This is a genomic window from [Actinomadura] parvosata subsp. kistnae (assembly GCF_900323885.1).
Classification (GTDB): Bacteria; Actinomycetota; Actinomycetes; order Streptosporangiales; family Streptosporangiaceae; genus Nonomuraea; species Nonomuraea composti.
Genome location: NZ_OOHJ01000008.1, coordinates 162,665 through 187,038 on the forward strand (window position 1 = coordinate 162,665; position 24,374 = coordinate 187,038).

Annotated in this window: 25 protein-coding genes; 8 read left to right on the plus strand and 17 right to left on the minus strand. The window is 71.5% G+C overall.

All coding sequences use genetic code 11. The features are described 5' to 3' along the window. Positions 1 to 76 precede the first annotated feature (76 nt). Both KIS93_RS08980 and KIS93_RS08985 read left to right on the plus strand, forming a co-directional pair. Positions 77 to 544 carry a DMT family transporter gene (locus KIS93_RS08980; protein ID WP_222107358.1) on the plus strand — a complete coding sequence of 156 codons (468 nt, stop codon included), beginning with the start codon at positions 77 to 79 and terminating at the stop codon, positions 542 to 544. A gap of 3 nt (positions 545 to 547) precedes the next feature. Beyond that, entirely contained in the window at positions 548 to 1,042 is a 495-nt protein-coding gene (locus tag KIS93_RS08985; protein WP_080040599.1) for a DMT family transporter, read from the plus strand. On the opposite strand, the gene KIS93_RS08990 is transcribed toward KIS93_RS08985, so the two are convergent. Continuing rightward, positions 993 to 1,652, minus strand: coding sequence for a hypothetical protein (locus KIS93_RS08990; RefSeq protein WP_155128038.1), 660 nt, complete (start codon positions 1,650 to 1,652; stop codon positions 993 to 995). The genes KIS93_RS08985 and KIS93_RS08990 overlap by 50 nt on opposite strands. A 159-nt stretch (positions 1,653 to 1,811) precedes the next feature. Here KIS93_RS08990 and KIS93_RS08995 point away from each other — a divergent pair, with 159 nt between their 5' ends. Further along, a complete protein-coding gene (locus tag KIS93_RS08995) occupies positions 1,812 to 2,813 on the plus strand; it encodes a hypothetical protein (RefSeq protein ID WP_222107359.1) in 1,002 nt (333 codons plus the stop codon). Between the two features lie 162 nt (positions 2,814 to 2,975). Beyond that, entirely contained in the window at positions 2,976 to 4,022 is a 1,047-nt protein-coding gene (locus tag KIS93_RS09000; protein WP_155128040.1) for an endo-1,4-beta-xylanase, read from the plus strand. Between the two features lie 295 nt (positions 4,023 to 4,317). On the opposite strand, the gene KIS93_RS09005 is transcribed toward KIS93_RS09000, so the two are convergent. The 6 genes from KIS93_RS09005 to KIS93_RS09030 form a co-directional block, all read right to left on the minus strand. After that, positions 4,318 to 4,872 carry a hypothetical protein gene (locus KIS93_RS09005; protein WP_080040603.1) on the minus strand — a complete coding sequence of 185 codons (555 nt, stop codon included), beginning with the start codon at positions 4,870 to 4,872 and terminating at the stop codon, positions 4,318 to 4,320. A gap of 20 nt (positions 4,873 to 4,892) precedes the next feature. Then, a complete protein-coding gene (locus tag KIS93_RS09010; protein WP_080040604.1) occupies positions 4,893 to 5,345 on the minus strand; it encodes an RrF2 family transcriptional regulator in 453 nt (150 codons plus the stop codon). An 8-nt stretch (positions 5,346 to 5,353) separates the two neighbouring features. Beyond that, on the minus strand, positions 5,354 to 6,295 hold the full coding sequence (locus tag KIS93_RS09015; protein WP_080040605.1) for a sulfite exporter TauE/SafE family protein: 942 nt from the start codon (positions 6,293 to 6,295) through the stop codon (positions 5,354 to 5,356). Positions 6,296 to 7,003: 708 nt separating this feature from the next. Beyond that, positions 7,004 to 7,366 carry a hypothetical protein gene (locus KIS93_RS09020; RefSeq protein ID WP_186404029.1) on the minus strand — a complete coding sequence of 121 codons (363 nt, stop codon included), beginning with the start codon at positions 7,364 to 7,366 and terminating at the stop codon, positions 7,004 to 7,006. A gap of 25 nt (positions 7,367 to 7,391) precedes the next feature. Then, positions 7,392 to 7,598 carry a carbohydrate-binding protein gene (locus KIS93_RS09025; RefSeq protein ID WP_186404030.1) on the minus strand — a complete coding sequence of 69 codons (207 nt, stop codon included), beginning with the start codon at positions 7,596 to 7,598 and terminating at the stop codon, positions 7,392 to 7,394. Continuing rightward, on the minus strand, positions 7,595 to 8,053 hold the full coding sequence (locus KIS93_RS09030; RefSeq protein WP_186404031.1) for a hypothetical protein: 459 nt from the start codon (positions 8,051 to 8,053) through the stop codon (positions 7,595 to 7,597). The genes KIS93_RS09025 and KIS93_RS09030 overlap by 4 nt, the downstream gene beginning before the upstream one ends. Positions 8,054 to 8,317: 264 nt before the next feature. Here KIS93_RS09030 and KIS93_RS09035 point away from each other — a divergent pair, with 264 nt between their 5' ends. Then, on the plus strand, positions 8,318 to 8,539 hold the full coding sequence (locus KIS93_RS09035) for a hypothetical protein (protein WP_186404032.1): 222 nt from the start codon (positions 8,318 to 8,320) through the stop codon (positions 8,537 to 8,539). Positions 8,540 to 8,720: 181 nt separating this feature from the next. Here the strand turns inward: KIS93_RS09035 and KIS93_RS09040 are convergent, their stop codons facing one another. Then, positions 8,721 to 9,857: a hypothetical protein gene (locus KIS93_RS09040; RefSeq protein WP_222107360.1), complete on the minus strand. Its 1,137-nt coding sequence runs from the start codon at positions 9,855 to 9,857 to the stop codon at positions 8,721 to 8,723. 251 nt (positions 9,858 to 10,108) lie between these two features. Here KIS93_RS09040 and KIS93_RS09045 point away from each other — a divergent pair, with 251 nt between their 5' ends. Continuing rightward, positions 10,109 to 11,149 carry a PP2C family protein-serine/threonine phosphatase gene (locus KIS93_RS09045; RefSeq protein ID WP_080040608.1) on the plus strand — a complete coding sequence of 347 codons (1,041 nt, stop codon included), beginning with the start codon at positions 10,109 to 10,111 and terminating at the stop codon, positions 11,147 to 11,149. A gap of 151 nt (positions 11,150 to 11,300) precedes the next feature. On the opposite strand, the gene KIS93_RS09050 is transcribed toward KIS93_RS09045, so the two are convergent. The 4 genes from KIS93_RS09050 to lysA form a co-directional block, all read right to left on the minus strand. Further along, entirely contained in the window at positions 11,301 to 12,323 is a 1,023-nt protein-coding gene (locus KIS93_RS09050) for a LacI family DNA-binding transcriptional regulator (protein WP_080040609.1), read from the minus strand. A gap of 109 nt (positions 12,324 to 12,432) precedes the next feature. After that, positions 12,433 to 13,581 (minus strand): PucR family transcriptional regulator, encoded by a 1,149-nt coding sequence (locus tag KIS93_RS09055; RefSeq protein ID WP_186404033.1) that lies wholly within the window; start codon positions 13,579 to 13,581, stop codon positions 12,433 to 12,435. A gap of 210 nt (positions 13,582 to 13,791) precedes the next feature. Next, positions 13,792 to 15,246: a class I adenylate-forming enzyme family protein gene (locus KIS93_RS09060; RefSeq protein ID WP_080040611.1), complete on the minus strand. Its 1,455-nt coding sequence runs from the start codon at positions 15,244 to 15,246 to the stop codon at positions 13,792 to 13,794. Then, positions 15,236 to 16,840, minus strand: a complete 1,605-nt coding sequence (gene lysA / locus KIS93_RS09065; RefSeq protein ID WP_329607746.1) for a diaminopimelate decarboxylase — start codon at positions 16,838 to 16,840, stop codon at positions 15,236 to 15,238. Before lysA ends, KIS93_RS09060 begins: the two co-directional genes overlap by 11 nt. A gap of 187 nt (positions 16,841 to 17,027) precedes the next feature. Here lysA and KIS93_RS09070 point away from each other — a divergent pair, with 187 nt between their 5' ends. After that, positions 17,028 to 17,183, plus strand: coding sequence for a hypothetical protein (locus KIS93_RS09070; RefSeq protein ID WP_155128045.1), 156 nt, complete (start codon positions 17,028 to 17,030; stop codon positions 17,181 to 17,183). A gap of 321 nt (positions 17,184 to 17,504) precedes the next feature. Here the strand turns inward: KIS93_RS09070 and KIS93_RS09075 are convergent, their stop codons facing one another. From KIS93_RS09075 to KIS93_RS09090, 4 genes are all read right to left on the minus strand, one after another. After that, positions 17,505 to 17,744: a hypothetical protein gene (locus tag KIS93_RS09075; protein WP_080040613.1), complete on the minus strand. Its 240-nt coding sequence runs from the start codon at positions 17,742 to 17,744 to the stop codon at positions 17,505 to 17,507. 990 nt (positions 17,745 to 18,734) lie between these two features. Next, the gene (locus KIS93_RS09080; RefSeq protein WP_186404034.1) at positions 18,735 to 19,514 is read right to left on the minus strand and encodes a neutral zinc metallopeptidase; all 780 of its coding nucleotides are present in this window, start codon (positions 19,512 to 19,514) and stop codon (positions 18,735 to 18,737) included. 370 nt (positions 19,515 to 19,884) lie between these two features. Continuing rightward, a complete protein-coding gene (locus tag KIS93_RS09085; RefSeq protein ID WP_080040615.1) occupies positions 19,885 to 21,093 on the minus strand; it encodes an acyl-CoA dehydrogenase family protein in 1,209 nt (402 codons plus the stop codon). Positions 21,094 to 21,184: 91 nt separating this feature from the next. Further along, on the minus strand, positions 21,185 to 22,432 hold the full coding sequence (locus KIS93_RS09090; RefSeq protein ID WP_080040616.1) for an MFS transporter: 1,248 nt from the start codon (positions 22,430 to 22,432) through the stop codon (positions 21,185 to 21,187). An 85-nt stretch (positions 22,433 to 22,517) separates the two neighbouring features. Between KIS93_RS09090 and KIS93_RS09095 the strand changes: the two genes are divergently transcribed. Beyond that, positions 22,518 to 23,093 (plus strand): TetR/AcrR family transcriptional regulator, encoded by a 576-nt coding sequence (locus tag KIS93_RS09095; RefSeq protein ID WP_080040617.1) that lies wholly within the window; start codon positions 22,518 to 22,520, stop codon positions 23,091 to 23,093. Between the two features lie 47 nt (positions 23,094 to 23,140). Here the strand turns inward: KIS93_RS09095 and KIS93_RS09100 are convergent, their stop codons facing one another. Next, on the minus strand, positions 23,141 to 24,067 hold the full coding sequence (locus KIS93_RS09100; protein WP_080040618.1) for a glucosyl-3-phosphoglycerate synthase: 927 nt from the start codon (positions 24,065 to 24,067) through the stop codon (positions 23,141 to 23,143). Between the last annotated feature and the right edge of the window lie 307 nt (positions 24,068 to 24,374).

Genomic DNA, 24,374 nt, shown 5'->3' on the forward strand with positions numbered 1-24,374 from the left:
ACGTGTTTCAATGCACCGACATGGAACTCGATGGGACCGGACCGGACGGCGGGGCCGCCGCGCAGGAGCGCGCGCGGTGACCGGCCGCGCGCTCGACTGGCTGCTGGCGATCGCGGGCGGCGTGCTGCTCACGCTGATGACCCAGACCAACGCCGTGCTCGCCCGCCACACCGACGCGCTGTACGCCTCCTGGGCCGCGCACGCCATCGGCGCCGTGGTCGCGCTGCTCCTCGTGCTGGCGCTCGGCCGGCGCAGACCGCCGCCGCAGACAGGGACCGACAGCCCGAACAGGACGCCGCGCTGGTACTACCTGGGCGGCATCCCCGGCGCGCTCGTCGTCGTCCTGTCGGCCGTGGCCGTCAACAGCGAGCTGGCCCTGGCCGGGACCATCGCGCTGATGCTCACCGGCCAGGTGGTGTTCGGCACCGCCGCCGACCGGCTGGGCCTGCTGCACACCCCCAGGCGCCGCGTCACGGCCATGGACCTGGCGGTCGCCGGGTGCGTGCTCGCGGGCAGCGTGCTCATCGTGCTCGGCGGAGCGTGACCCGTGCTCTTCTTCATCGTGCTGGCGCTGCTCAACGGCGTGCTCATCGGCGCCAGCCGCACCATCAACGGCCAGCTCAGCACCCGGGCGGGCGCGTTCAGGGCCTCGGTGTGGAACCACGTGGTGGGTTTCGTCTTCCTGAGCGCGGTGCTGCTCGTCCTGCGTACGTGGCCGGACCTCACGGACGTGCCGGTGGCGGCGTACGCGGGCGGGGTGTTCGGGGCGTTGTTCGTGGCCGTGAACAGTCACGTGTTCCCGAGGCTGGGCGCGATGAGCGCGTCCGTGCTGGTGATCAGCGGGCAGGTGCTGTCGGCCGTGGTGATCGACTGCGTCCAGCAGGGGAGGCTGCCCTCGCTCGTCCGGCTCGCCGGGGTGGCGCTCGTCCTGCTGGGGCTCGGCCTGCCGCTCCTGAAGGCCCGCCGCCGGCGCGGGGAGGCCGAGGGCCGGCTCAGCGACGACCCGCCGCAGAGCCCCGGCGGCGCAGCGCCGCAGCGGTGAGCGCGCCCACCAGGAGCACGACGCCCGCCCCTCCGGCGACCCACCCCCAGACGTCACCAGCGCCCGCGTCGCCGTCCGCCCGCAGCGGCCCCTCAACGGTGCCGGTCTCCGCGGCCGCCGCCGGCGGCTGAGGCGTGCCGAGCGCCTGGACGAACTCGGCGTCCACGGGCCCGGCCAGGCTCTCGTGCCCGGCCTTGCGCTCGTCGCCGGGCCGCAGCGGCCCTGTCCCCCGGTCGACCGGCACGTTCCCCGAGCACATGCCGGACGACAGCTCGACCCCTTCGACGGCGGGCCCGGTGGAGCTGACGGCCGCGAACACGAGGTAACGCCCGCCCCGCTGGAACGGGTACCCGCAGGAGGCGCTGTCGGCGTTGCTCGTGAGCGTGATCCTGGCGGCCGGCGTCCCCTTGTAGACCTGGTCGGCCTGGAACGTGTAGACGCGGGGCCGCCCCGGCCTGTCCTCCTCGCGTACGTTCGTCACGGTGCCGGTGAAGACGGCGTCCGCCTCCCGCACGGCGAGCGCGGGCGTCAGGTCCGCGCAGCTGCAGGCGTGGGCGGCTGTGGGCAGCCCGACGAGGAGCGCGGCGGCGAGGGCGAGGAGGGCGAGCATGCGTGACACCATGCCCTCATCACGTACGGCGGGTGGTGATCCGTTCAGTCCCGTCCCGGCTTCCTCGTTCGCCTGGCGGACCATCCACGTTCACAATCCCGCCCAAACCACCCCATAAATTGCCATTTCATGACTTTTAATGCCGTTTCCCGACGTTCCTTGCTCACCGGCGCCCTCGCGGGAGCCGGCCTCGCCGTGCTGGGCGGTACCTCCGCCCGGGCCATGACCAGGCCCGCGCCGCGCGTCCTGATCGCCACGAACGAGCCGTGGGGCACCTACCACGCGGCCCCGTTGCTGCCCGAGGCGCGCCGGCTGGGATGGGACCTGGCGCAGCTCGTGCCCGACCGCTCGGGGATCAAGCCCGGCGACCCGGTGCCGGTCGTGCTGCCCGGCGAGGTGAGCGAGGCCGACCTGCTCGTGGTGACCGGCGCGGGCGACTGGCCGGCCGACTGTGCGGCGCGGCTGCGCCGGGTGCCGCTGGTGGCCAGCTCGCTGGCGTACCAGCTGCCGGTGGAGGCGCCGAGGGCCAAGGAGTTCAGGGGGCGGCTGCGGGCCGTCACGGCGTCGTCGCCGGCGGAGGCCGCGGTGTTCGACGACTACCTCGGCACCCGGCGTCCCATCGAGGTGGTGGGCACGCCGCAGACCGACGACCTGCCCCGGCACGCGCCCGAGGCGGGCACCGTCCTGGTGCTGACCAGCGTCACCAGGTCGAGCGAGAGCGGCGGCTCGGCGCCGGGCACCGAGCTGCTGCTCGCCGCGGCCGAGCGGCTCGCGGCGGCGGGCAGGCACATCCTGGTGGGCCTGCACCCGCGCGAGGACCGCTCACTCTGGGAGCGGTACGAGATCAGCACCGTCCCCTCGGTCCAGGCGTCGGCCCGCGCCGAGGTCGCGATCGGCATCCCCGGGACGGTGTTCCCCGTCGTCGCCGCCGTCGGCGTGCCGCTGGTGGGCTGCACGGACCCGGCCCTGCGGATCCCGGACTACCTGCTGAGCGTCTGCTCCAGCACGATCACCTCGGCGGACGACGCGGTCACCGCCATTGGGACGGCCCGGCCGGTCTCGCGCAAGGTCCTGTACGAGGCGGTCGGCCCGGTGGGCGGCTCGGCCAGGCGCCTGTTCAAGGTGTGGCGGAAGGCGGGCCTGCGCGCCCACGCGGCCTGAGCGAGGGGCCCTCACGTCTTTGACGCGGGGCGGCAGGTGTTGACGTGGCGTCCGCGAACGCTTACGGTTCCGGCAATCGGTGAAACTATCGACACAATTCCGAAACTTTCGGAGTCCGTGTCGTCGCCCCCCAGCCACCCCCACCGCGCCGGAGGTCATTCGGTGAAGCCATTGATCATCGCCCTCGCACTCGTCCTCGCCGCCCCGCTCCCCGCCGCCGCTTCCGCCCACCCGCGCCCGCCGCGCGACCTGCGCCAGCTCGCCCAGCAGAACGGCATCAACATCGGCTCCGCGGTGGACGTCGCCGTGCTGCGCGACGAGGCCGACTACCGCAAGGTGCTCAACCGCGAGTTCAACCAGGTCACCGCCGAGAACGCGATGAAGTGGGAGTCGGTGGAGCCGCAGCGCGGCGTGTACACCTGGGACGACGCCGACGCCCTCGTCGAGAGCGCGCGCCGCAACCACCAGCAGGTCCGCGGCCACACCCTCGTCTGGCACAACCAGCTCCCCGCCTGGCTCACCACAGGGGTCGAGGACGGCTCCATCGACGCCACCGAGCTGCGCGCCATCCTGCGCGACCACATCACCACCGAGGTGCGCCGCTACAAGGGCAAGATCCGGGCCTGGGACGTGGTCAACGAGGTCGTGGAGGAAGACGGCACGATGCGCCAGAGCATCTGGCTCAAGCACCTCGGCCCCGGCTACATCGCCGACGCCTTCCGCTGGGCGCACCGCGCCGACCCGCACGCCAAGCTCTTCATCAACGACTACAACCTCGAATGGAACGCCCCCAAGATCGAGACCACGCTGTCGATCGTCAAGGACCTCCAGGCGCAGGGCGTGCCCATCCACGGCATCGGCTTCCAGGGCCACCTCGGCATCCAGTACGACTACCCGGCCGACTGGGCGAACGTCATGCGCCGCTTCGCCGACCTCGGCCTGGAGGTCGCGATCACCGAGCTGGACGTGCGGATGGTGCTGCCGGTGACGCCGGAGAAGCTGGCCACCCAGGCCACGTACTACAGCCGGGCCCTGACCGACTGCCTCAGCGTCAAGGCGTGCCGCGAGATGACCGTCTGGGGCTTCACCGACCGGCACTCGTGGGTGCCCGGCTGGTTCGAGGGGGAGGGCGCGGCGTGCCTGCTCGACGAGAACCTGGCGCCCAAGCCCGCCTACCAGGCGCTGCTGACGGTCAAGCGCCCCCGATGACCCGGCCTTCAAGCTGGGGAAAGCAGGCTGGCGCGGCGTTGATGCTCGGGAAGGCAGGCTGACGCGGCGTTGATGCTCGGGAAGGCAGGCTGACGCGGCGTTCCCGAAAGGCCGGGCGCCTTCCGCCGACGGCGCCCGGCCGCCGCCCAGGTCCTCACGATCCACACACCCGCGTGAGGACCTGGGCCCATCGTCCGCTGCTCAGTCAGGCCCGGACGGCACCCGGCCGCTGCTCAGTCAGGCCGGACGGCACCCGGCCGCTGCTCAGTCAGGCCGGACGGCGCCCGGTCGCTGCTCAGTCAGGCCCGGACGGCGCCCGGTCGAGGCGCTGGAAGAGGCCGTACACGAAACGGGCGCGATGCGTGCGCCCGCCGTGGGGGAAGTCGATCGTCCAGTGGTGCGGCGCGGGCCCGTCGATCTGCACGGCGCCGGGAAAGCTCGCCGCGACGTCGGCCACCACGCAGGCCCAGGGCACCAGGCCGGCGAAGCCCAGCGTGACGGGGCCGGAGGGCCGGACGAACCACTGGTTCCACAGCTCGCCGCCGGGGCCGACCAGCGCCTCGTACTCCAGGCCCGGCCAGGACGGCAGCGGCCAGCGCAGGACGTCACAGGTGAGGCTTCCGGCGGGCCTGAGCCCTCGGAACGGCGGCGGCCCAAGCGCCATCCGCAGCGCGGCGGCCCCCTTGGGCGCCCTCGGGGCGTGCGACAGCCGCGTCCAGTGGGCGTGGGCCTCGCGCAGCTCGGCACGCGAGGCGCCGGCGCGGCCGAGCGCCTCCTCCACCTTCTGCGCGTTGACGTCGCGCATGCGGCGCATCAGCGCCAGCTCGAACTCGCGTACCCCGAAAGCCACCGCCCCAGCTTGCCACCCGCCTACGACATTCCGCGGCCGGCATCACTCGGGACGTCCTGCCCATTCCCGGAGGAGCGGTCGCGGTCCTGGTGGCGGTCTCGGGAGGCGATGACGTCCGCCAGGGTGATCTCGCTGAGCAGCGCGTCCTCCTGGCTGCGCAGCCGGTCCCAGATCTCGGCGAGCGGGGCGGCGGCCGGGGAGAACGGGCGCAGGGCCTGCTCGGCCCCTTCCGTGACGCGGATGACGTCGGCGAGCGCGATCTCCCCGGGCGGCCGGGCCAGCCAGTACCCGCCGTCGGGGCCGCGCTGACTGCGGATGAGGCCGGCCCGGCGCAGCTGGAGCAGGATGTTGTCGCAGAAGCGACGGGGGATGTCCTGCGTGACGGCGATCTTCTCAGCGTGCACCGGGCTGTCGGCGACGGCCAGGGCGAGCATAGCGCCCAGGGCGTATTGCGTACGGGCGGAGATTCTCATGGGCCGGCTCAGGCGGAGGCCGTCTCCTCCTCCGTCGGCGTACGCCGGCTCAGCTCGCTCTCCACCGCCTCGACCGACTCGTTGGCCTTGTCGCGGCGGTACTCGCGCACCGAGTAGGCGATCGCGGCGGCCCAGATGACGGCGATGACGATGTACGCCACCGTCTGGACCCCGCCGGAGGCGTCGATCCAGTCGCTGCGCAGCAGCGTGCGCACGTTCGTCAGGACGATCACGCCGCCGACGGCCGAGCCGAGGATGCGCGGCGGGATGTGCCGGACGAGCCAGGCGGCGATCGGGGCGGCGATCACACCGCCGAGCAGCAGGACGGCGACCCAGGCGAAGTTGATGTTCTCGGAGCCGATGCCGACGAAGAAGCCGACGCTGGCGGCGATGGCGACGAGGAACTCGCTGGCGTCGATCGAGCCGATCACCTTGCGCGGGGCCAGCCGGCCGCTGGCCAGGATGGCGGGCGTGCCCACCGGGCCCCAGCCGCCACCGCCGGTGGCGTCCACGAACCCGGCCAGCAGCCCCAGCGGCGCCAGGAACCGCCGGCGCAGCGGCTTGCCCAGGTTCCCGCGCGGCAGGCCGAACGCGGTGAAGCGGATCAGGATGTAGACGCCGAGGGCGAGCAGGATGAGCGACATGACCGGGGCGGCGACCTCGGTGGACAGGCTCGACAGGAACGTCGCCCCCGCGAACGCGCCGACCGCGCCCGGCAGGCCGATCTTCGCGACGACCTTCCAGTCGACGTTCCCGAAACGCCAGTGGGAGATGCCCGAGGCGAGCGTGGTGCCGATCTCGGCGAGATGGACGGTGGCGGACGCAGCCGCCGCGTTGGTGCCGATGGCCAGCAGCAGCGTGGTCGACGTGACGCCATAGGCCATGCCGAGGCTGCCGTCCACCAGCTGGGCTGCGAGACCGACCAGCCCGAGCAGGATGAGAGCTCGCACGATCTCCCCTTCCCTATCATTCCTACTATTCAAGTAGGAATAATCATCAACCGCGGCCTGTGCGCTGTCAACCCTCACCCAGGACACGGAACGGTGACGACCACCCCCACCGGTGCGGCGGGGACGGTGCGCCGGGCACGTCGGCGCAGCCGGCACGGCGGCCCCCATGGGAGCACACCGACGCGGCACGCTGCGGCACGGCACAGCCGGCACGAGGCACGCTGCGGCACGCTGCGGCACGGCACAGCCGGCGCGAGGCACGCTGCGGCACGGTGTGGCACGGCACAGCCGGCGCGGGTGACGCGGCACGGCGCGGCCGGCACGGCACACCGCGGGCAAGACCGCGCGGCGCGCGCCTGGCCGTCGCGGCGCTGGCATCGTCACAGCGCGCCACGGGGTTGCGCCGCCGTGCACGCGCCGACACACCATCGCTCGCGTTGCGGCGCTGCTGCGGCACGGCACATCGACGCCGCCTGACGCACCGCCACGGCCAACGCGACCGGCGCGCTGACGCGGCCGATGCGGCGATGCGGCGATGCGGCGATGCGGGCAGCCTGCTGGTTGGGTGCGGCACGCTGCCCGCAGCGGCGCGCACATGAGGCTCGGCTCCATGCGCCTGTGCGCACCCGTGACGCGGCATGCGGAGTGGTGCGCGGCCTGACGCCGCAAGGCGCGAGGCCGCCGCACGGCCGCGCCAACGGGCCGGCGCTAGTCCGTTATCAGCGCCTTGACGGCGAGTTGTTCCTCGCCCGCCGGCCCGTCGAGGCGGATCGACAGCTCCCAGACGCCGCTCATCGAGAACAGCTCGCCCTCGGCCACGAAGCGGCCGGGCTGCCGCTCCGTGGCCGTGACCTCGGGAGTGGAGTGCCCCATGTCGGCCATCACCGCGGACAGGGCGACGCTGTCGGCATCGCCCTTGCCCACCTCGACCTGCACGGCGACCCGCCCCGGGTGCGGGTCCTCGATCAGGACGGTGGCGGCGTAGCGGGTGCCGGTGGTGGTGACGTTGATGGGGTCGGCCGAGGCGCTCCTGCCGATCACGAACACCACCGCCCCGGCCACCACGAGCACCCGGCCGCCAGGACCGCTTTCATTCTCATCGCCTGGCCTCCGATGCCGTCACGTCCACGGTGAAGGGGGTGGTCACGATGCGGTCGGCGGTGGCGTACTGGATCCAGGCGAGGTAGCGGCCGGGCGTGGGGAAGCTGAAGGTGAAGCGCAGCCGGGCGCCGGGAGTGCCCATCTCGTGCACGTGGCCGAGGAAGTCGCCGTCCTGGTTGCGTACGAGCAGGTGCCCGGTCATGCCGAGCCACGGCCGTACCCCGGCGGGGGTATCCAGCTCGATCGTGGCGGGCCGGCCCGCGACGGGCACGCCGGGCTGCAGGCGCGGCACCCCGCCCCGCCCGCCACCCCAGCCGGATCGCCCGTGCCGGTCTTCGCGACGGCCGGGGCCTCTCCCCCGACCTCGAAGCCGGTCGTGAGGAGCTGGCCGCCCGAGTCCTCCCGTTCCAGCTCGGTATGGGCCAGGTAGCGGCCCGGGCGGTCGGCGCGCAGGCGGACCTCCAGGCGGCCGGGCGCGGTGCGCAGGGGGTGGACGTGCCGGAAGTAGCGGCCGTCCGCGCTGGTGACGACCACGTGGGCGAGCGCTTCGTGGTGCACGGTGAGGTCGTCGACGGGCCGTCCGGTGGAGCCGTCGATGAGGTCGAGGCGCAGCGTGAAGTCCGCGCCCGCTTCCGGCCGCGCGGGCACGGTCTCCACCCGGGCCTGCGCGTACGGCCGCCCGCCCGCCGCGAGGGCCCCGGCAATGGGGGCGGCGGTGGGGCGATGGTGGGGGCGATGGTGGGGGCGGCGCCGTCGGGCGCGGGCGGGGGCAGTTGCGGCTCGAACACGACGACCATGGCAGCGACGGTCACCCCGGCCGCGGCCCCTGCGGCCAGCGCCATCGCCCTGCCGGGCCGGGCGGTGGCGCCGGTGAGCAGGCCGCCGACCAGTAAGAGCGCGGCCACGAACAGGCCGCCGTAGATGAGGAAGTCGCCCGTCCCGCCGCGCTCGACGAGCACGCGGAACGGGATCACGGCGCTCTCGCCTCCGGCGCTGAGTTTCAGCTCGTGCGGCCCGGTCCGTTCCACCTGGAGCTGGGTGTACGCCGGGTCGGCCGCCGCCTGGGCGGTGCCCGTCACGGTGCGGCCGTCCTCGACGGAACGGACCTCCAGGGCGACGGGCATGCCCGAGACCGGCTGGTAGGCGATGACGCCGATCCGCAGCGGCCCCGGCACCCGGGTCGTTCCCTTGACCACCACCGTGACCTCGGCCCCGCCGATCGTCTGCGCGATCCGCAGGTCCGCCCCCGCCGTGACGTTGTGCGCCCCGGCGGGGCCGGCCAGCGCCAGCACGAGGACGGCGGCGAGGCACAGGGCTCGTACGATCATGCGCGCTCGGCGTCGCCCACGCCGGGCGCGACCTTCTCTTCGCCAGCCACCACGGACGCCTCGCCGGACGGACCAGGGGCGGCGACCGCATTGGGCAGGAACAGCGCGCCGAGCGCGAGCCCGATGAGCCCGGCGATGATCGGCGCCCCCGTCCACAGCTCGGGCACGGCGGGCAGCCCGCCTCCCGCGATCGACGCGATCACGATGTACAGCGTCCACGTGGCGAACGCCGACAGCCCGGCGAAGGCCCAGTAGGCGCCCCGCCGCTGCCCGGACGGCCGCAGCCACAGGATCAGCAGGTCACCGGCGAGCCCGGCGGCCACGAACGACAGCAGCACGGACACGTTCTGGAACTCCGTCTGCGCGCCCGGCATGAGCACGGCGATCGTGTACATGACGGTCACCGACCCGAACGGCAGCGCCCAGCGGCGCACCAGCAGCAGCACGGGGCTGAGCAGGACGACGTTGGTGATGACCATGGCGAGCGCGAGCCGGTCGGCGCCGGGGTCCTCCACGGAGGAGAACGCCTCGACGATGCGGGCGGCGCGGTACTGCATGGCGTCGCCGTACGACAGGAAGAGCGACACGAGCGTGGTGGCGAAAGCGAGCCCGATGAGGGCGGGCAGCAGGCGCCCGAGTGTCGGCCGGGTGCCGACGTCGGGGGCGTTCCACGCCGAGCGCAGCGGCGTGGTGATGATGAGGAGCATCGTCACGACGAGCCCCAGATGCGAGGGGCTGAAAAGAATGTCGAGGCTCGTCTCGATGCCCAGAATGGTGTGCCACATCATGTCGGCGAACCCGAACGCGGCGAATGCCGGCACCGCCACCAGCCCGGCGAGATATCCCGTCGGCACCGCCGCCAGCCCTTGCCTTCCGGCGCGTACGTTCCGCCACACCTGCCACAGGATCCAGCCGGAGACCACGGCGAACCCGGAGTAGAACACCGCGTGCCACGGGGTGAAGAACGTCTCCAGCTCCGCCAGATTGGTGTGCGCCCAGGCGTCGATCATCAGCCCGACCCCGAACCACACTCCGAGCAGCGCCGTCACCAGGTCGGTCCTGGGGGACACCCAGCTCCTGGGCTCTCCCGAATCCACCAGTAATCGCCGGATGCCGGCGTCGGCCAATGCCACCTGCGGACTCCTTTCCGTCACCTCGAATCTATCCATCCTGAGCTTAGAGAAGGCGCCGATAAACAACTCGTTACTTTCACCGTGCGTACCGGCGCGAACACGTTTCCGCCGATTGCCCGGCATAATCCGCCATATACCCTGGGGGAGATTTCCGGTAATCGCGCATACCGGATGTCCCGGGCTCACGGGTTGAGAACGATGGGTTTCCTGCGCGATGCTGGTACGTCGGAAGACGTTCACTCGGGGGTCGGATGAGGTCGCTGCGAATCCTGCGTTGGCTGCCCTTCGTCGTCATGCTGGGTGTCGTCCTGACAGACCTGCTGGCCGGCGAGAACCTCGTCTTCCTGCCGCTCCTCACCCTCGGCCCGGCCTTCGCGTCGGTGTCGGGCGGCGTGCGCCGCACGGCGGCGGTGGGGGCGGTGGGGCTGGCGTTGTGCGTGCTGATGGCCGTCTACAACGACCTGCTGTTCACGTTCGAGAACAACCTGACGGTCGTCAGCATCGTGGGCGTGACGGCGGCGAGCATGCTGGCCAGCCGTCTGCGCCTGCGGCGGGAGCGCGAGCTGGCCAGCGTCCGCCAGGTCGCGGAGGCGGCGCAGCGCGTCCTGCTGCGCCCGGTGCCCCGGCGGGCGGGTGACCTTCAGGTGGCACTGTCCTACACCTCGGCGGCGGCGGAGGCGCAGATCGGCGGCGACCTGTACGAGATCGTCACGACCCCGCACGGGGTGCGGCTGCTGATCGGGGACGTGCAGGGCAAGGGCCTGGCGGCGGTCGAGACGGCGGCGTGGGTGCTGGGGGCGTTCAGGGAGGCGGCCTACGACGAGGCCGATCCGGCCGACATCGGCGAGCGGCTGGAGGCGAGCCTGGCCCGGCATCTGGGCGGGGAGCAGTTCGTGACCGCGATCGTCGCCGAGATCCACGAGACCGAGATGACGCTGGTGAACTTCGGGCACCCGGCGCCCCTGCTCATCCGGGCCGACGGCACGCTGAGCACCGCCGAGCCGCCCGACCCTGGCCTGCCGCTGGGGCTGGGGGCGCTGGAGTCGGCGGCGGTCAAGACGCACCGGGTGCCGTTCGGGAGCGGCGACCGCATCCTGTTCTTCACCGACGGGGTGATCGAGGCGCGCAACGGGCGCGGGGAGTTCTACCCGCTGGAGGCGCGGGCCTGGCTGCTGCGCCGCGACGACCCGCAGGCCGGGCTGGACGCGTTGCGGGCGGATCTGGTGCAGCACACCGGCGGCCCGCTCCTGGACGACGCGGCGATGCTCCTGCTGCACCGCCCGTCCGAATGAGCGTGCACGGGCGGACCGCTCCCGCTGCACCGCCCGTCCGAATGAGCGTGCACGGGCGGACCGCTCCCGCTGCACCGCCCGTCCGAATGAGCGTGCACGGGCGGACCGCTCCTGCCGCACCGCCCGTCCGCGTAAAAACGCGCCGGGCGCGTCATGCCGGCAGCAGCGGGACCGTCGTCGACTCCCTGACCACCAGGTGGCAGGGCCGGGCGTGCCGGCCGGGCGACGGGGTGCCGTTGATGGCGGCGAGCAGCATCTCGGCGGCCGTCCTGCCGAGCCCTTCCAGGTTCATGTCCACGCTGGTCAGTGGCGGCTGGCTGGCCTGCGCCATCACGTCCCAGTTGTCGTAGCCGACCAGCGCCACCTCCTCGGGCACGCGCCGCCCCACGGCGCGCAGCGCGTCGGCGACGCCGCGCGCGATCTGGTCGCTGCCGCAGAAGACGGCGTCGAACGTGGTGCCGCCGGCCAGCAGCATGCCGACGGCCTGCCGCCCCCACGCCTCGCTCCACGCCCCGAACAGCGGCGGCCCGGCCAGGGAGAGCCCCGCTTCGGCGAGCCGGGCGACGGTGGCGGCCGCGCGGACGCGGGCGGAGTGGTGGTGCTCCGGCCCGGTCACGTGCGCGACGCGGGTGCGGCCGATGGCCAGCAGGTGCTCCACCGCCTTGCGCGCCCCGCCCTCCTCGTCCGGTACGACGGAGCAGTCGTCGGGGTCGGTCGAGCTGATGAAGGCGTAGACGACGGGCACGGGCAGCGCGGGGGCGATGGGCGCGCGCGCCTCGGTGCGCCGGCCGGTGACGATGATGCCGTCGACACGCCGGCTGAGCAGCGTCTTGACGTGGTACCGCTCCCTGATGGGGTCGTCGCGCCCGTCGCACAGGAACACCGACATCTGGCCGGCGCCGAGCGCGTCCTCGGCGCCCATGAGGACGGGGATGCTGAACCGGCCGATGGTGTCGGTGGTGATCATGCCCACGGTGTAGGTGCGGCCGGAGTGCAGGCTGCGCGCCCCCGCGTTGACCTCGAAGCCGAGCTGCCTGGCGGCCTCCTTGACGCGGGTGCGGGTCTCCTCGCGCAGGGAGCCGCGCCCGTTGAGCGCCTTGGAGGCCGTGCCCACCGACACCCCGGCCAGCGCGGCGACGTCGGTGATCGTGGCGTGACGCGCCAGCTTCCGCATGCATTCCCCTGATTTCCGGCCACCTTACCCTCGGTCACTCTACCTCCGGCGACTCCAGCGGCAGGGCGGCGCGAGCGGGCCCGGCAACCGTTTTCCCGCCTTTCCCCGATCAGTCGAGCCACACCCCCGACAGCGCCCGGGTCACGACCGCGCTCAGCACCCTGATCCCCCGCACCGACGACGGGTCGAGGCCGGTCGCCCGCCGCGCCCGCTGGAGCCGGTAGTCGAGCGTGCGTGGATGGATGTGCAGGGCGGCGGCGGTCCGGACCCGGTGCAGGTCGTTGCGGTAGTACGCGTCCAGCGTGACGACCAGGTCGGGCCCGTTCGCGAGCCGCTCGGCGATCGTGCTCAGCCACTCGTCGATCGGCGGCGTGCCCGCGACCCCGAACTCGACGAACACGTCGGCGAGCTGGTGGACGGCGTCGGTGACCGCGCCGTCCGTGACGGCGCGGACGGGCGCCACCCGGCTGATCTGCCGCGCCTGGTCGAACGCCTCGGCCAGCCGCCCCCGCCGCCCGGCCGCCACCCCCGCCGCGCATTGGAGCCCGGTCAGCTCGCCCAGCCGCCTGGTCAGCGCCACGGCCCGGGCCCGCGCCTTGGCCCCGACGCCGGCCCCGTTCACGTCCGGCTGCGGGATGAGCGCCACGAACTCGCCCGGCCCGGTGAAGCGCATCGGCACCTGCCCGGCCGTCAGCAGCTCGCGCACGATCTCGGCCTGCGCCTCGTCCGGGAGCACGGGCTGACGGTCGCCGATCCTGACGACGGTGACCAGGTAGCCGTCGTGCAGCGGCAGCCGCAGGCCGGCGGCGTGGTCGGCGGCGGCGGGATCGTTGCCGAGCAGCGCCTCGGCGAGCTGCCCCAGGCGCAGCCCGACCGGCAGGACGGCGTCGCGGGCGTCCATGAACGCCTGCGTGTAGACCTGCTGGCCGGCCTCCCCGCGCGTCGTGACCCAGCCGATCAGCCGCCTGATCTCCTCCAGGTCGTGCGGCCCGCTCAGCTCGGAGATCTCCCGCAGCGTCAGCGACGTGTGCAGCGTCAGGGCGTGGCGGTGGGCGGGCAGCGTGAGGCCGCCCGCGCCGCGCAGTCGGCCCATCTCGGCCATGACGCCGAGATCGTCGGAGGTGAACGGATCATCCTGCGCCGACAGCTCGGCGACCCGCCGCCGCAGGAAAATCATGAAGTCGAGCAGCTCGGACCGGATTCCCCGGTCGTCGGCGATCCTGGCATATTCGGGTATGCGCGCGGCGTACGTGTCCACCGCTCTGCGCGCGTTGCTTTCCGCCTTCTGGTGCCAAAGCGAAAAAAGGCTTCCCATGTGCACTTCCCCCGGTACGGCATGCGCGATTCCGCGACCCCCAGACCCTATACGCACGACGCCGCCCGGCCGGATGCGCGCACCATGTAAAAAGCCGCAGACTCCGAATTCGGAGCCTGCGGCAATAAGGAGAACATGACCGACCGGAAATGGTCAGGTGATGACGGCAAGCGCTTTCTTGTCGACCTTCCCGTTCTGGTTGAGCGGCAGTTCGTCCACGACCACGCACCGTTTGGGCACCTTGAACGGTTCGAGCCGGTGCGCGAGCCCCGCGCGCAAGCGTGCGGGCCCGGTGTCGCCGACCACGACGAGCACGGCGCCCTCGTCGCCGTCCCCCGGCGGCAGCACGACGGCCATGCGCACGCCGGGCAGCTCCAGGGCGGCGGCCTCCACCTCGGTCGCGCTGACGCGGAAGCCGCTCTGCTTGTAGACGTCGTCGCGGCGGCCCTCGACGTACAGGTAGCCGTCGCGGTCGAGGTGGCCGAAGTCCCCCGTCCGCAGGCCGGACGGCCGGAACCGGTCGGCGGTCAGCTCCTCCTGGTTCCAGTAGCCGTTCATCACGTGCGGGCCGTTGACCACGATCTCGCCGACCTCCCCCGGCGGCAGTGGCCGGCCCGCCGGGTCGACGATCGTGACCCGCGTGCCCGGCAGCGGCAGTCCGGACGATCCCGGCCGTTCGAGGTCGCCGTCCACCGGCATGATGGAGACCCGCTTGCACTCCGTCAGCCCGTACATCAGCTGGACGCGCAGGCCCGGCAGCCGCGCCCGCAGCGCGGCGAGCACCCCCGCGGGCATGGCCGCGCCGGTGTTGGTGAGCAGCCGCAGGCGCGGCACCGGCACCGGGTCCGCGCTCTTGGCCAGGCCGGCGGCCAGCGCCTGCGCGACGGTCGGCACCGTCGGCAGCACGGTCGCCCCCGACTCCCGCAGCTCGGGGACGATGCGCAGGCTCGCGCCGAGCTGCCCCGGCAGCCACACCTGCGCGCCGGCCAGCGCCGCGAGGAAGATCTGGTAGAGGCCGACGTCGAACGAGAACGGCTGCGTGGTGTAGACGACGTCGCCCGGCCGGTACCGCAGCCGCGACTGGATGGCCCGCGCCACGAACGTCATCTGCGCGTGCGTGGAGACGATCGCCTTGGGCCGGGAGGTGCTGCCCGAGGTGTAGATCATGCAGGCGGGGGCGTCCGCGCCGACCCTGGCGTACCGGTGCGGCGCGACCCCGGCCGGCCCGGCGTCGGGCCCGGCGGCCGGCACCCCGTGCGCGACCGCCTGCCCGAGCACCTTGCGGCTGTCGGAAACCAGCAGCGCCGGCGCGGCGTCGTCGAGCACGTAGTCCAGCGCCGGCCCGGCCACCTGCTCGTGCAGCACGCAGAACACCGCGCCCGCCACCGAGCAGGCGTACACCCACGCCGGCGTGTCCAGCGCCCGCGCCCTGCTCAGCGACAGGAGCACCCGGTCGCCCGGGCCGACGCCCTGCTCGCCCAGCCAGGCGGCGATGCGCGTGCCGGCCTCCGTGACGTCCCGGTACCGCACCGGGCGCCCGCGCTCGGCGATCGCGACGGCGCCCGCGGGCGCGGCGTCCAGCAGATCGTGCAGCAGCTCACTGCTCATCCAGGCGGCTCCTGACGTACGCGGTGAGCGAGTCGACCGTGGCGAAGTGGGCGAGCGTCAGCGCCTCCGGATCCACCACGATCTTGAACTCGTCCTCCAGCCTGGCCACCAGCTCGACCATCGACAGCGAGTCGAGGTGCAGGTCGTCGTGCAGCCGGCTGTCGGTGCCGAGCTCGCTCACCTCGCGGCCCAGCACGTCGGCGATCGCCGGCCGGATGTCCACCCGCCCGTCCGCGTCTTCGCCTCCGCCTTCGGTGAAGTCCACCAGCCGCTGCTTGCGCAGCAGGTCGTCGGGGGTGTCGCGCTCGCGTACGAGGTGGGCGACGCCGTCCACGACCAGGATCTCCGCCGGGTAGCCCTGCCCGTTCATGTACGCGATGGACGCGGTCGGCCCGTACGCGCCCATCCGCAGGATGCCCACCAGGTCGCCGGGGCGCAGCTCCGGCAGCTCGGCCTGCTTGGTCAGCACGTCGGTGGGGGTCAGCAGCGGCCCGGTCACCGACCACTTGCCGTCCAGCGGGCGCTCGTCCGACAGCAGCACCGTCGGGAAGTTCCGCTTGACGTAGGTGCCCAGGCCGATGGCCGACATGTTCATGTTCGAGCCGCCGTCGGTGACGGCGTAACGCTGGCCGCGCGACTCCTTGACGTACCGTACGCGCAGCACGCACACGCCGGCCGTGCCGACCAGGTAGCGGCCGGGCTCCATCGCGATGATCGCGTCCGGGTGGTCCTCCAGGAACCGCCTGGCCGCCCGGTTGATGCCGGACACGAACACCTCCTCGTCCGGGTCGCTCTCGCCCTCGAAGTACGCCAGCCCGATCCCGCCGCCCAGATCCACCATCCGGACGTGGATGCCCAGCTTCGTGGCGACCTTCGCGGCCAGGTCGAGCGCCCGCTCCGTGTTGCCCACGATCACCTCGGCGTCGAGGATCCTGGTGCCGGTGTAGATCTGCACGCCGATGATGTCGAGGTGCGGATGATCCGCCACGGTCGTGGTGGCCTCCAGCACGAGATCCTCGTCGATCCCGAACTGCCGGGGCCGTCCGGCCATCGTCAGCCTGCCGCCCTCCACACCGTGCGCCGGGTTGACGCGCAGCATCACCTTGGGCCGCTTGCCGAGCCGCTCCGCGATCTCGTCGATGGTCCGCAGCTCGGCGAACGACTCGCAGATGACCGCCCGCACGTCCCGCGCCACCAGCTCCGTGAGCTCCTCGACGCTCTTGCCCGGCCCCGTCATCAGGATCCGGTCGGCCGGCACGCCCGCCGCGAGCGCCGAGCGCAGCTCGCCCAGCGAGCACACCTCCGCCCCCGCGCCGAGACTGCCCAGCAGGCCGACGACGCTGATGTTGGGATTGGGCTTGAGCGAATAGAACAGCTGGATCCGCTCGTCGAACGCACCCCGCAACCGCCGGTACGTCGCCGTGATCTCATCGGCGTCATAGACGTAGGCCGGGGTGCCGAACCGCTCGGCGATATCGGTGAAGGACAAACCTTGGATTTCCTGCATCGCGCATTGCTCCATTTCATGGGGAACGCCGCGAATTCGGCCCCGTCTTCTTCCCGCCGGCGGACAGCCTGGCGCGGGGCACGACATTCACGTGGATCCAGTGTCCTTCCGGCGGGGGGACGGGGTCATCGTGAGCGTGCGATAAACCGGGGTGATGGTTGGGGGGCGCTTGTTGTGAGATCGCGTAAGGCCAGTTCTCAGCGGAACGGCAAGCGGTTACAGTCAGTGAGGATTCGGGTACAGAACGCATAGGAAGCGAACCAAGGAGATCGAAATGCCCAACTCCCCCCGACTCACCCGTGACGAAGTACACCAAGCCATCGCGGAGACGGTGATGCAGGACGACCTCCCCATCCTCCCCGGAGTCCAGGAGCAGCTCTCCACACCCTTGACGGAGAAGCTCAACCGGATCCTGGAGGACAAGGAGTAAGCAGGCAGCGCGGCTCTCAGCGGACGGACAGGCCCGTCACCGCGCGGCCGATCGCCGTACCCCGGATCAGGCGGTGCGGCCTCATGTTCGGGATGTACTCGACCAGCAGGCCACGGGGGTGCAGGTGCGGATACGGATGCTGACCGTCCGGCAGCAATGGGCGGCGTCGCTCGTCGCCGGCATCATGGACGCGGAAAACCGGAGCTGACGCGTGTTATGTCGACTTTGAACGCGAATAGGCAGCGTGACCTGCTGGACCTGTCCCAGCAACGGCACCATGTCCGGCTAGGCGTGTTGGCCGGACCGGTGAATTCGAGACGATCACAGTTCCGGCGAAGTTCTCTCCAGCGAGGTCATCTCGTCCCTCGCGATCACGGGAAGCCCCAATTCGAGGCGCGCAGATGTGAGGAACGCCCATTCAGCAGCCCAGAGGCGCTCAAAGTTCTCTGTGGGGATGTCTTTCGCCTCATATTCAGCACGGGCAGCAGCGACGGCACGAGCACGTCTCACCACTGTGTAGTGGGCATCCATGGTCGCAGGCAGTTCCACGACGAGCTTCACCGACGCAGCTGCAGCCTCCAGCCTCTCCTTTAGGGTCTCCCCGAGTCATCGAAGAACGGCATCAGCATCATCGGGTTTCGGGGGTGAGGCTTTGCGGCGATCTTGGCTGTTGGCTCAAGAGCGAAAGCAACGTAGTCGCGATAGGCCGCCAAGAACTCGTGGTACGCAGTCAGTCGTATATCCCGCCACTGCCGCGCGTGATCTCGCCGCCAAAGCCGATCTTGATTCTTGATTGTCAGCCATCCGCCAAGCAGTACGGCCGACATTGTGACTAATGCAGTGATCCCGTTGCTCAGGAGATTCGTCACGGCCGCGCTCCCAAAGACGGCTGAGAACCCCAGCATGGACGATCTGGATCACGGTGTCACGGCGTGGTACGGCAAGAGGCGGAGCCGCCGCAGTTCGCCGTGGGCAGCTTCGAGCCGAGCCGTCAGATCGGAGACTTGGTCGCGGAGTTGCTTGTTGTGATCCAGCGTGCGTTGGAGTGAGGTTTTGTTGGCGCGCTGGGCAGGCGCCGTTGAGGTCCTCAGGGGTGCGCTGCTGAAGCTGACCGATCGCCTCGGTCAGGTCGGGCTGGGTGTATGGCCAGGAGCGTGACGCTGCAGCGGCCTCGGTGATGCTCACACGGTCGGATGGTCGGCGCGGCGCTCAGCCGCCATGATGGGGTCTTGGACGTGTCGGTCTACTCGATACGGAACCGAGCGAGTTGGGCGCTCCTCCAGCAAGAGCCGCGGCAGCTTCGCCCACACGGGTGCGGGCCAGCTCACCGCTCAGCATCCGGACGAGGTATCCGAAGGACGTGGGCCTGCTCCGGCGGACCACCTGCACCACGTGACCGACCAGACCGTGTGCGCACCTGAGCTGAACGTGGTCCCCGGCGCGCACGTGCTCAGCGGTTCTGGGCGACTCTGAGGTCCCCCAGCTCGTTGACCGCGCGGGCGGCGTCCTAGCCCGAATCGGCCGGGCATTGGCCCCCGCTACGGAGATCCTTCAGGACACCTTGGAGGAGGGTGCGGTCCACGTATTGCACGCTGCCGGAGAGGAGGCGCGAAAGCCCTTGTCAAGCCAGGCGGCGAGGTTGCGGCCCTTGCCGTGGGAACGGATCTTGTACCCTTCATCTCCGGTGTCTCGTGTGACCTTCAGTAGTTTCTTCCAGTCTTCTTCGCCTCGTTTGTCCAGGGAAGCCCATACGCTGCCGACGAACAGCCCGCTCAGGCACTCGGCTTGCAACTCTTTGCGGCGGCTCTGCTCTTGCAGTTCGCTCTCGTTTCGATACGGGTGGCGATCGTAGGCGTCCCGTATGCCAGTGATGTTCTGGACGTGGTGGCCATACTCGTGCGCGACCAATTGGAACAGGAACAAGTCTGAGGGGTCAGCAAGAAGAGAATCGTTCAGCCGCACGAGCATGCGTTGCTCGTCAGCACAGTACCTGGCCGCGATGTGGCCCCAGGGCAGTCCGCAGAACTTGCGTGGCCTGGTGGTAGTGAATCCGATCGTCGCCACGCTGAACGGCAGGCCGGCGCGCTTGAAGTGGGCGCCCCAGGATGCGTTGAGGCAGTCCAGCACGGAGGACATATAGCGTTTGGCCAAGGTGATGCTGTTCCGGGTGATCTTACGCTCAGGGCATCGGCTGGTGTGGAAAATGCCACTGCTGTAGAGCTTGTTCGCCGTCAGAACGGGGTCACGAATGGGGTACGTCATGCCGTGAGCGGTGGCGCGCACTGGAAGCAGAGCGATGATGACAGCGGCACATAGGGCGAAGAGACGCATGATCGGCATCCTAGAGTTGGGTGGCGACCAGCCGGCCACCGATGCATGACAGGCGTCGAGTTCTCGACGTGGTCGACCCCGCCATCGCGATGGTGTTGCCTGGGTCGCAATGCGCGGTCATCCAAGTGGCGCCGGTGAACAGCAACACGAGGTTGTCGGTGCCGTGCTGGTGAGCGACGCGTTGGGCGGTCCAGAACGACTTAGTGCCGCCCTCATCTGCACGACGTGGCGGGCGACCATGACGATCTTTTCGCTGAAAAGAAGGACCCCGCCTCCTGGACCGGCCGGGAGCGGTACCGCAATTAGCGGTCAGGCCGCGTCACGGGCGCAGGCGAGCGGGAGGCCGCCGTCCCTCTGACGTGCGGGAGTTTCAGCGGACGGGCAGGCCGGTCACCGCGCGGCCGATGATCAGCCGCTGGATCTCGCTCGTCCCCTCGAAGATCGTGTAGATCTTGGCGTCGCGGTGGAAGCGCTCCACCGGGTGCTCCCTGGTGTAGCCGGCGCCGCCCAGGATCTGGATCGCCTGCTCCGTCACCCACACCGCCGTCTCCCCCGCCACCAGCTTCGACATCGAGCCCTCCGCCTGCTCGAACTGCCGGCCGGTGCGGGCCATCCACGCGGCCCGCCAGGTGAGCAGGCGGGCGACGTCCACGCGGGTGGCCATGTCGGCGAGCAGGAAGGCGACGGCCTGGTTCTCGCCGATCCTGCGGCCGAACTGCTCGCGTTCGCGGGCGTAGTCCCGGGCGTACTCGAAGGCGGCGCGGGCGATGCCCACCGCCATGGCGGCCACGGACGGGCGGGTGGTCTCGAAGGTGCGCAGCGCCGCCTGCTCCCCCGCGCGCTCGCCCTTTCGTACGCGGGCCAGCCGGGCCTCCAGCTTCTCCTTGCCGCCGAGCAGGCACGAGCCGGGCACCCGGACGTCCTCCAGGACCACCTCGGCCGTGTGGGAGGCGCGGATGCCGTGCTTGCGGAACTTCTGCCCCATCGACAGGCCGGGGGTGCCCGGCGGGATGACGAACGACGCCTGGCCCCTGGTGCCGAGCGACGGGTCGACGGAGGCGACGACGACGTGGACGTTGGCGATGCCGCCGTTCGTGGCCCAGGTCTTGACGCCGTTGAGCACCCAGTCGTCGCCGTCGGGGACGGCTCGGGTGCGGATGGCGCCGACGTCGGAGCCGGCGTCGGGCTCGGAGGCGCAGAACGCGCCGAGCTTGACGTCGTTCTCCGTGCCGAACATCTGCGGCAGCCACTCTCCCATCTGCTCGGGGGTGCCGTTGGCGGCCAGGGCGGCGGCGGCCAGGCCGGTGCCGGTGATCGACAGGCCGATGCCGGCGTCGCCCCAGAAGATCTCCTCGAACGCCACCGGCAGCGCCAGCCCGCTCTCCTCGAACCACTGGGTGGCGAAGAAGTCGAGCGAGTACAGCCCGATCTTGGCCGCTTCCTGGATGACGGGCCAGGGGGTCTGCTCGCGTTCGTCCCATTCGGCGCCCGCGGGGCGGATCACGTCGCGGGCGAACGTGTGCACCCAGTCGCGTACCTGGACGACGTCGTCGCTCGGCTCCGGACAGAACCCCGCCATGCGTTCCCCCTCAAAGTTACCGGCGGTAACACCTTACCGGGCGGTAGCCCGCCACCGGAATGCCCATTCGCGGGCAAACCTTGGGCGGGGGCTATCGCTTTCCGCCCGTCCAGGTGGAGACCAGGACGAGCAGGGCAGCCAGGGCCATGCCGGTCGCGAGGCCGTACATCAGCGGGGTGAAACCGCCGAACGCGGCGGCCACCTGCGGGCCGACGCTGCCGCCCACCGCGAGCGCCGCCGAGAACAGGGCCAGCGCCGTGCCCCTGGCGCCGCCGGCCTCGGCGGAGATCGACTCGTTCATGCTGGGCAGGCCGCCGGTGATGGCGGCGACGTACAGGGCGAGCAGGAGCACCAGCACGGCGGTGCCGGTGAGGCCGACGGCGGCGAGCGTGAGCGCGGCGACCGCCAGGAACGCGACCGCCCTGGTCGTCATGCGGACCCTGGCCAGCCAGGGCATGAGGAGCGGCATCAGCACGATCGACGGCAGCCCCGCCGCGCGCAGCGCGAGCAGCTCGGCGGGCGAGGTGCCGCCGTAGATCTGCAGGCCGGTGTAGACGGCCACGAAGCTCACCATCAGCATGACCGTGGCCAGGTAACGCAGGCTCAGCACCCGGTGGAACAGCAGGCCCGGCAGCGGGCGGTAGGCCGACAGCAGGGATCCTCCGCCGCGGTGCGAGGCGCCGCCCGCCTGCGCGGGGCCGCCCGCTCGGGCGGGGCCGGCGGTTTCCCGGGGCAGGTCGGGCAGCATGACCGCGCGCAGGCCCAGCGCGGCGAGCACGAACCCGGCCGCCGAGAGCACGAACAGCCCGCGCCAGCCGATCACGTCCACCAGGAGCTGGGCTGCGACCTGCAGCAGCACGGCGGAGGTGAGGAACGCGCCGGTCACCGCCGCGATGGCGACCACGCGGCGGCGCGGCTCCAGCCGCTCCCCCAGGTACGCCATCCCGGCGGGCGGGAACATCGCCACCGCCACGCCCTGCACCGCCCGCAACCCCATCGCCACCTCAGGGGACGGGCTCAACGCGACCAGCGCCGTCGTCAACGCGGCCAGCGGCAGTCCGATCATCAGCAGCCGGCGGCGGCCGTACCGGTCGGAAAGCGGGCCGAACACCAGGAATCCGATGCCGTAGCCGATGCCGAACGCGGTCACCAGCCACGTCAGGCCGCCGGGCGAGGCGCCCCAGCCGGTGGCCATGTCGTGCAGGAGGGGGATCACGACGTACAGCTGGCCGCTGACCAGGATCGCGGTGAGCGTGAACGCCGTCAGCGTGCTGGCGAAGGGGGCCGTGGCGGGGGTCGGCGGCCGGAGCCGGGGGGTCGGGGAAACAGTGAGTGTCATGGCGTCGGACGCTAGCCAACCAACTGGTTGGATGTCAACTGGATGGTTGGTTTGCAACCAACTGGTTGGTGGCTAAGATGTCGCCATGACACCCAAGGTCTCGACCGCCGCCACCCGCGCCGCCCTGCTGGAGGCCGCGCGGGAGGAGTTCGCCGCGTACGGCGTGGCGGGCGCGCGCGTCGATCGCATCGCCGAGCGGGCCGGCGTCAACAAGGAACGCATCTACGGGCACTTCGGCAGCAAGGAGAAGCTGTTCGACGCGGTCATCACGGAGGCGCTCGACGACCTGACCGCCCAGATCGCCCTGCCCGGCGCCGACCCCGCCGACTACGTGGCCAAGCTCACCGACTACTACCACCGGCACCCCGACCTGGTACGCCTGCTGATGTGGGAGGCGCTCAACTACCGGGGGCAGGAGCTGCTGGAGGGGCAGGAGGCGCGGGTGCAGCGCTGCGGGCGCAAGACGGCGTCACTGGCGGCGGCGCGCGGCGAGCAGGAGCCTTCGGTGGCCACGGCCCGGACGTTGTTCATGCTGACGGGGCTGGCGTTGCTGCCTTCCATGATGCCGCAGCTCGCGCGGATCATCCTGGGCGACGCGGCAGAGGATCACGAGGGCATGCGCGACCAGATCGCCGCCTTCGTCGCCACCGCGCTCAAGTGACCTCCTTGCCTCGCCACTCCAGGTGGCGAGGCAGACCGAAGGCCGGCTCAGGCGTCGATGGTGAGCATCGGCGGGCGTTCGCCGATCCCGACGTCCCTGACCAGCACGTCGTGCCCCTCCTGTCCCCGCCGGAACTGGGCCAGCCGCACCGACGGCTCGTGGAACGCCCGGATCTTCCCCTGGCGTTCCAGCCGCGACCAGGCGGCGAGCATGATCTGCCCCGCCATCCCGCCGAGCGCCTCCGTGGACTGCGGCGCGTGCTCGCGCGCCCCCAGGTCCACCTGGGCGAACGCGTCCAGCCCCGCCAGCTCCAGCAGGTCGATCAGGAGCCCCAGCTCGACCCCGTAGCCGGTCACGAACGGCACCCGTTCCAGGGCGGAGCGGCGCCCGGCGTACTCCCCGGCCAGCGGTTGCACGAAACCGGCCAGTTCGGGCCAGTGCAGGTTGATCAGTGGGCGGGCGACGAGCTCCGTGACGCGCCCGCCGCCGTTGCCGGCCGCGTCGATCGCGCGGTCATAGCAGCCCTTGGCGTACGCCACGGTCGGGTCGCCCAGCAGCGGCCCAAGCACCCCAAGTACCAAGGAAGAGCGAAATTTCCGGATATCGGCGTCGACGAACACCAGCACGTCCCCCGACGTGACCGCCAGCGACTTCCACAGCGCCTCACCCTTGCCGTCGAGCGGCTTGAGCTGCGGCAGGATCTCGTCCTGAGCGTGCACCCTGGCCCCCGCCCGCGCCGCGACCAGCGCGGTGTCGTCGGTGGAGCGGGAGTCGATGACGACGAGCTCGTCCACGAGCCCGCCCAGCTCCCGCCGGATCACCCCCACGATCTCCCCGACGGTCTCCCGCTCGTCGCGCGCCGGGAGCACCACGCTGACCGTGGTCTCCCCCTTGGCCGCCAGCAGGTCCCGCAGCGGCCAGTCCCCGGCGGACGACGTACGGCGCCGCAACCATCCATGCACTTCTGGGAGCATGCGACACCTCCCCCCGATTCCCCATATTTCGGCCTTCGTACGGTGTCGCTCCCCCTCCTTCTACCCTGGCGCCCCGCTCACCTGCGCGAACGCGTCCAACGCCCAGTCCTGCCCACCGATCGGAGCAGCTCACCACCCGGCTCGCCGTATCCGTGAGAGGAACCCCCGTCAGGCCCCGACGGGTCTCGCGCTCGACGCGGGCGTCACCGGCCGAGGACGCGCGGTGGCGGCGGCCCGCTACCCACCTGGAGCAGGCCGCCGCCCATCTCAAGACCGCCCGCGGCCGGTGACCTTCCCGGATGCGGAG

Coding starts and splice junctions, on each gene's coding strand:
- KIS93_RS09025 (WP_186404030.1), bottom strand. CDS start 7,598: ATGACCGGGCACCTGCTCGTACGCAACCAGGACGGCGACTTCCTCGGC.
- KIS93_RS09045 (WP_080040608.1), top strand. CDS start 10,109: ATGAGGTCGCTGCGAATCCTGCGTTGGCTGCCCTTCGTCGTCATGCTG.
- KIS93_RS09010 (WP_080040604.1), bottom strand. CDS start 5,345: ATGAGAATCTCCGCCCGTACGCAATACGCCCTGGGCGCTATGCTCGCC.
- KIS93_RS09085 (WP_080040615.1), bottom strand. CDS start 21,093: ATGGCGGGGTTCTGTCCGGAGCCGAGCGACGACGTCGTCCAGGTACGC.
- KIS93_RS09100 (WP_080040618.1), bottom strand. CDS start 24,067: ATGCTCCCAGAAGTGCATGGATGGTTGCGGCGCCGTACGTCGTCCGCC.
- KIS93_RS09095 (WP_080040617.1), top strand. CDS start 22,518: ATGACACCCAAGGTCTCGACCGCCGCCACCCGCGCCGCCCTGCTGGAG.
- KIS93_RS09080 (WP_186404034.1), bottom strand. CDS start 19,514: ATGCGTCTCTTCGCCCTATGTGCCGCTGTCATCATCGCTCTGCTTCCA.
- KIS93_RS09070 (WP_155128045.1), top strand. CDS start 17,028: ATGCCCAACTCCCCCCGACTCACCCGTGACGAAGTACACCAAGCCATC.
- KIS93_RS09035 (WP_186404032.1), top strand. CDS start 8,318: ATGAGGAAGTCGCCCGTCCCGCCGCGCTCGACGAGCACGCGGAACGGG.
- KIS93_RS08990 (WP_155128038.1), bottom strand. CDS start 1,652: ATGCTCGCCCTCCTCGCCCTCGCCGCCGCGCTCCTCGTCGGGCTGCCC.
- KIS93_RS09050 (WP_080040609.1), bottom strand. CDS start 12,323: ATGCGGAAGCTGGCGCGTCACGCCACGATCACCGACGTCGCCGCGCTG.
- lysA (WP_329607746.1), bottom strand. CDS start 16,840: ATGTCGTGCCCCGCGCCAGGCTGTCCGCCGGCGGGAAGAAGACGGGGC.
- KIS93_RS09060 (WP_080040611.1), bottom strand. CDS start 15,246: ATGAGCAGTGAGCTGCTGCACGATCTGCTGGACGCCGCGCCCGCGGGC.
- KIS93_RS09090 (WP_080040616.1), bottom strand. CDS start 22,432: ATGACACTCACTGTTTCCCCGACCCCCCGGCTCCGGCCGCCGACCCCC.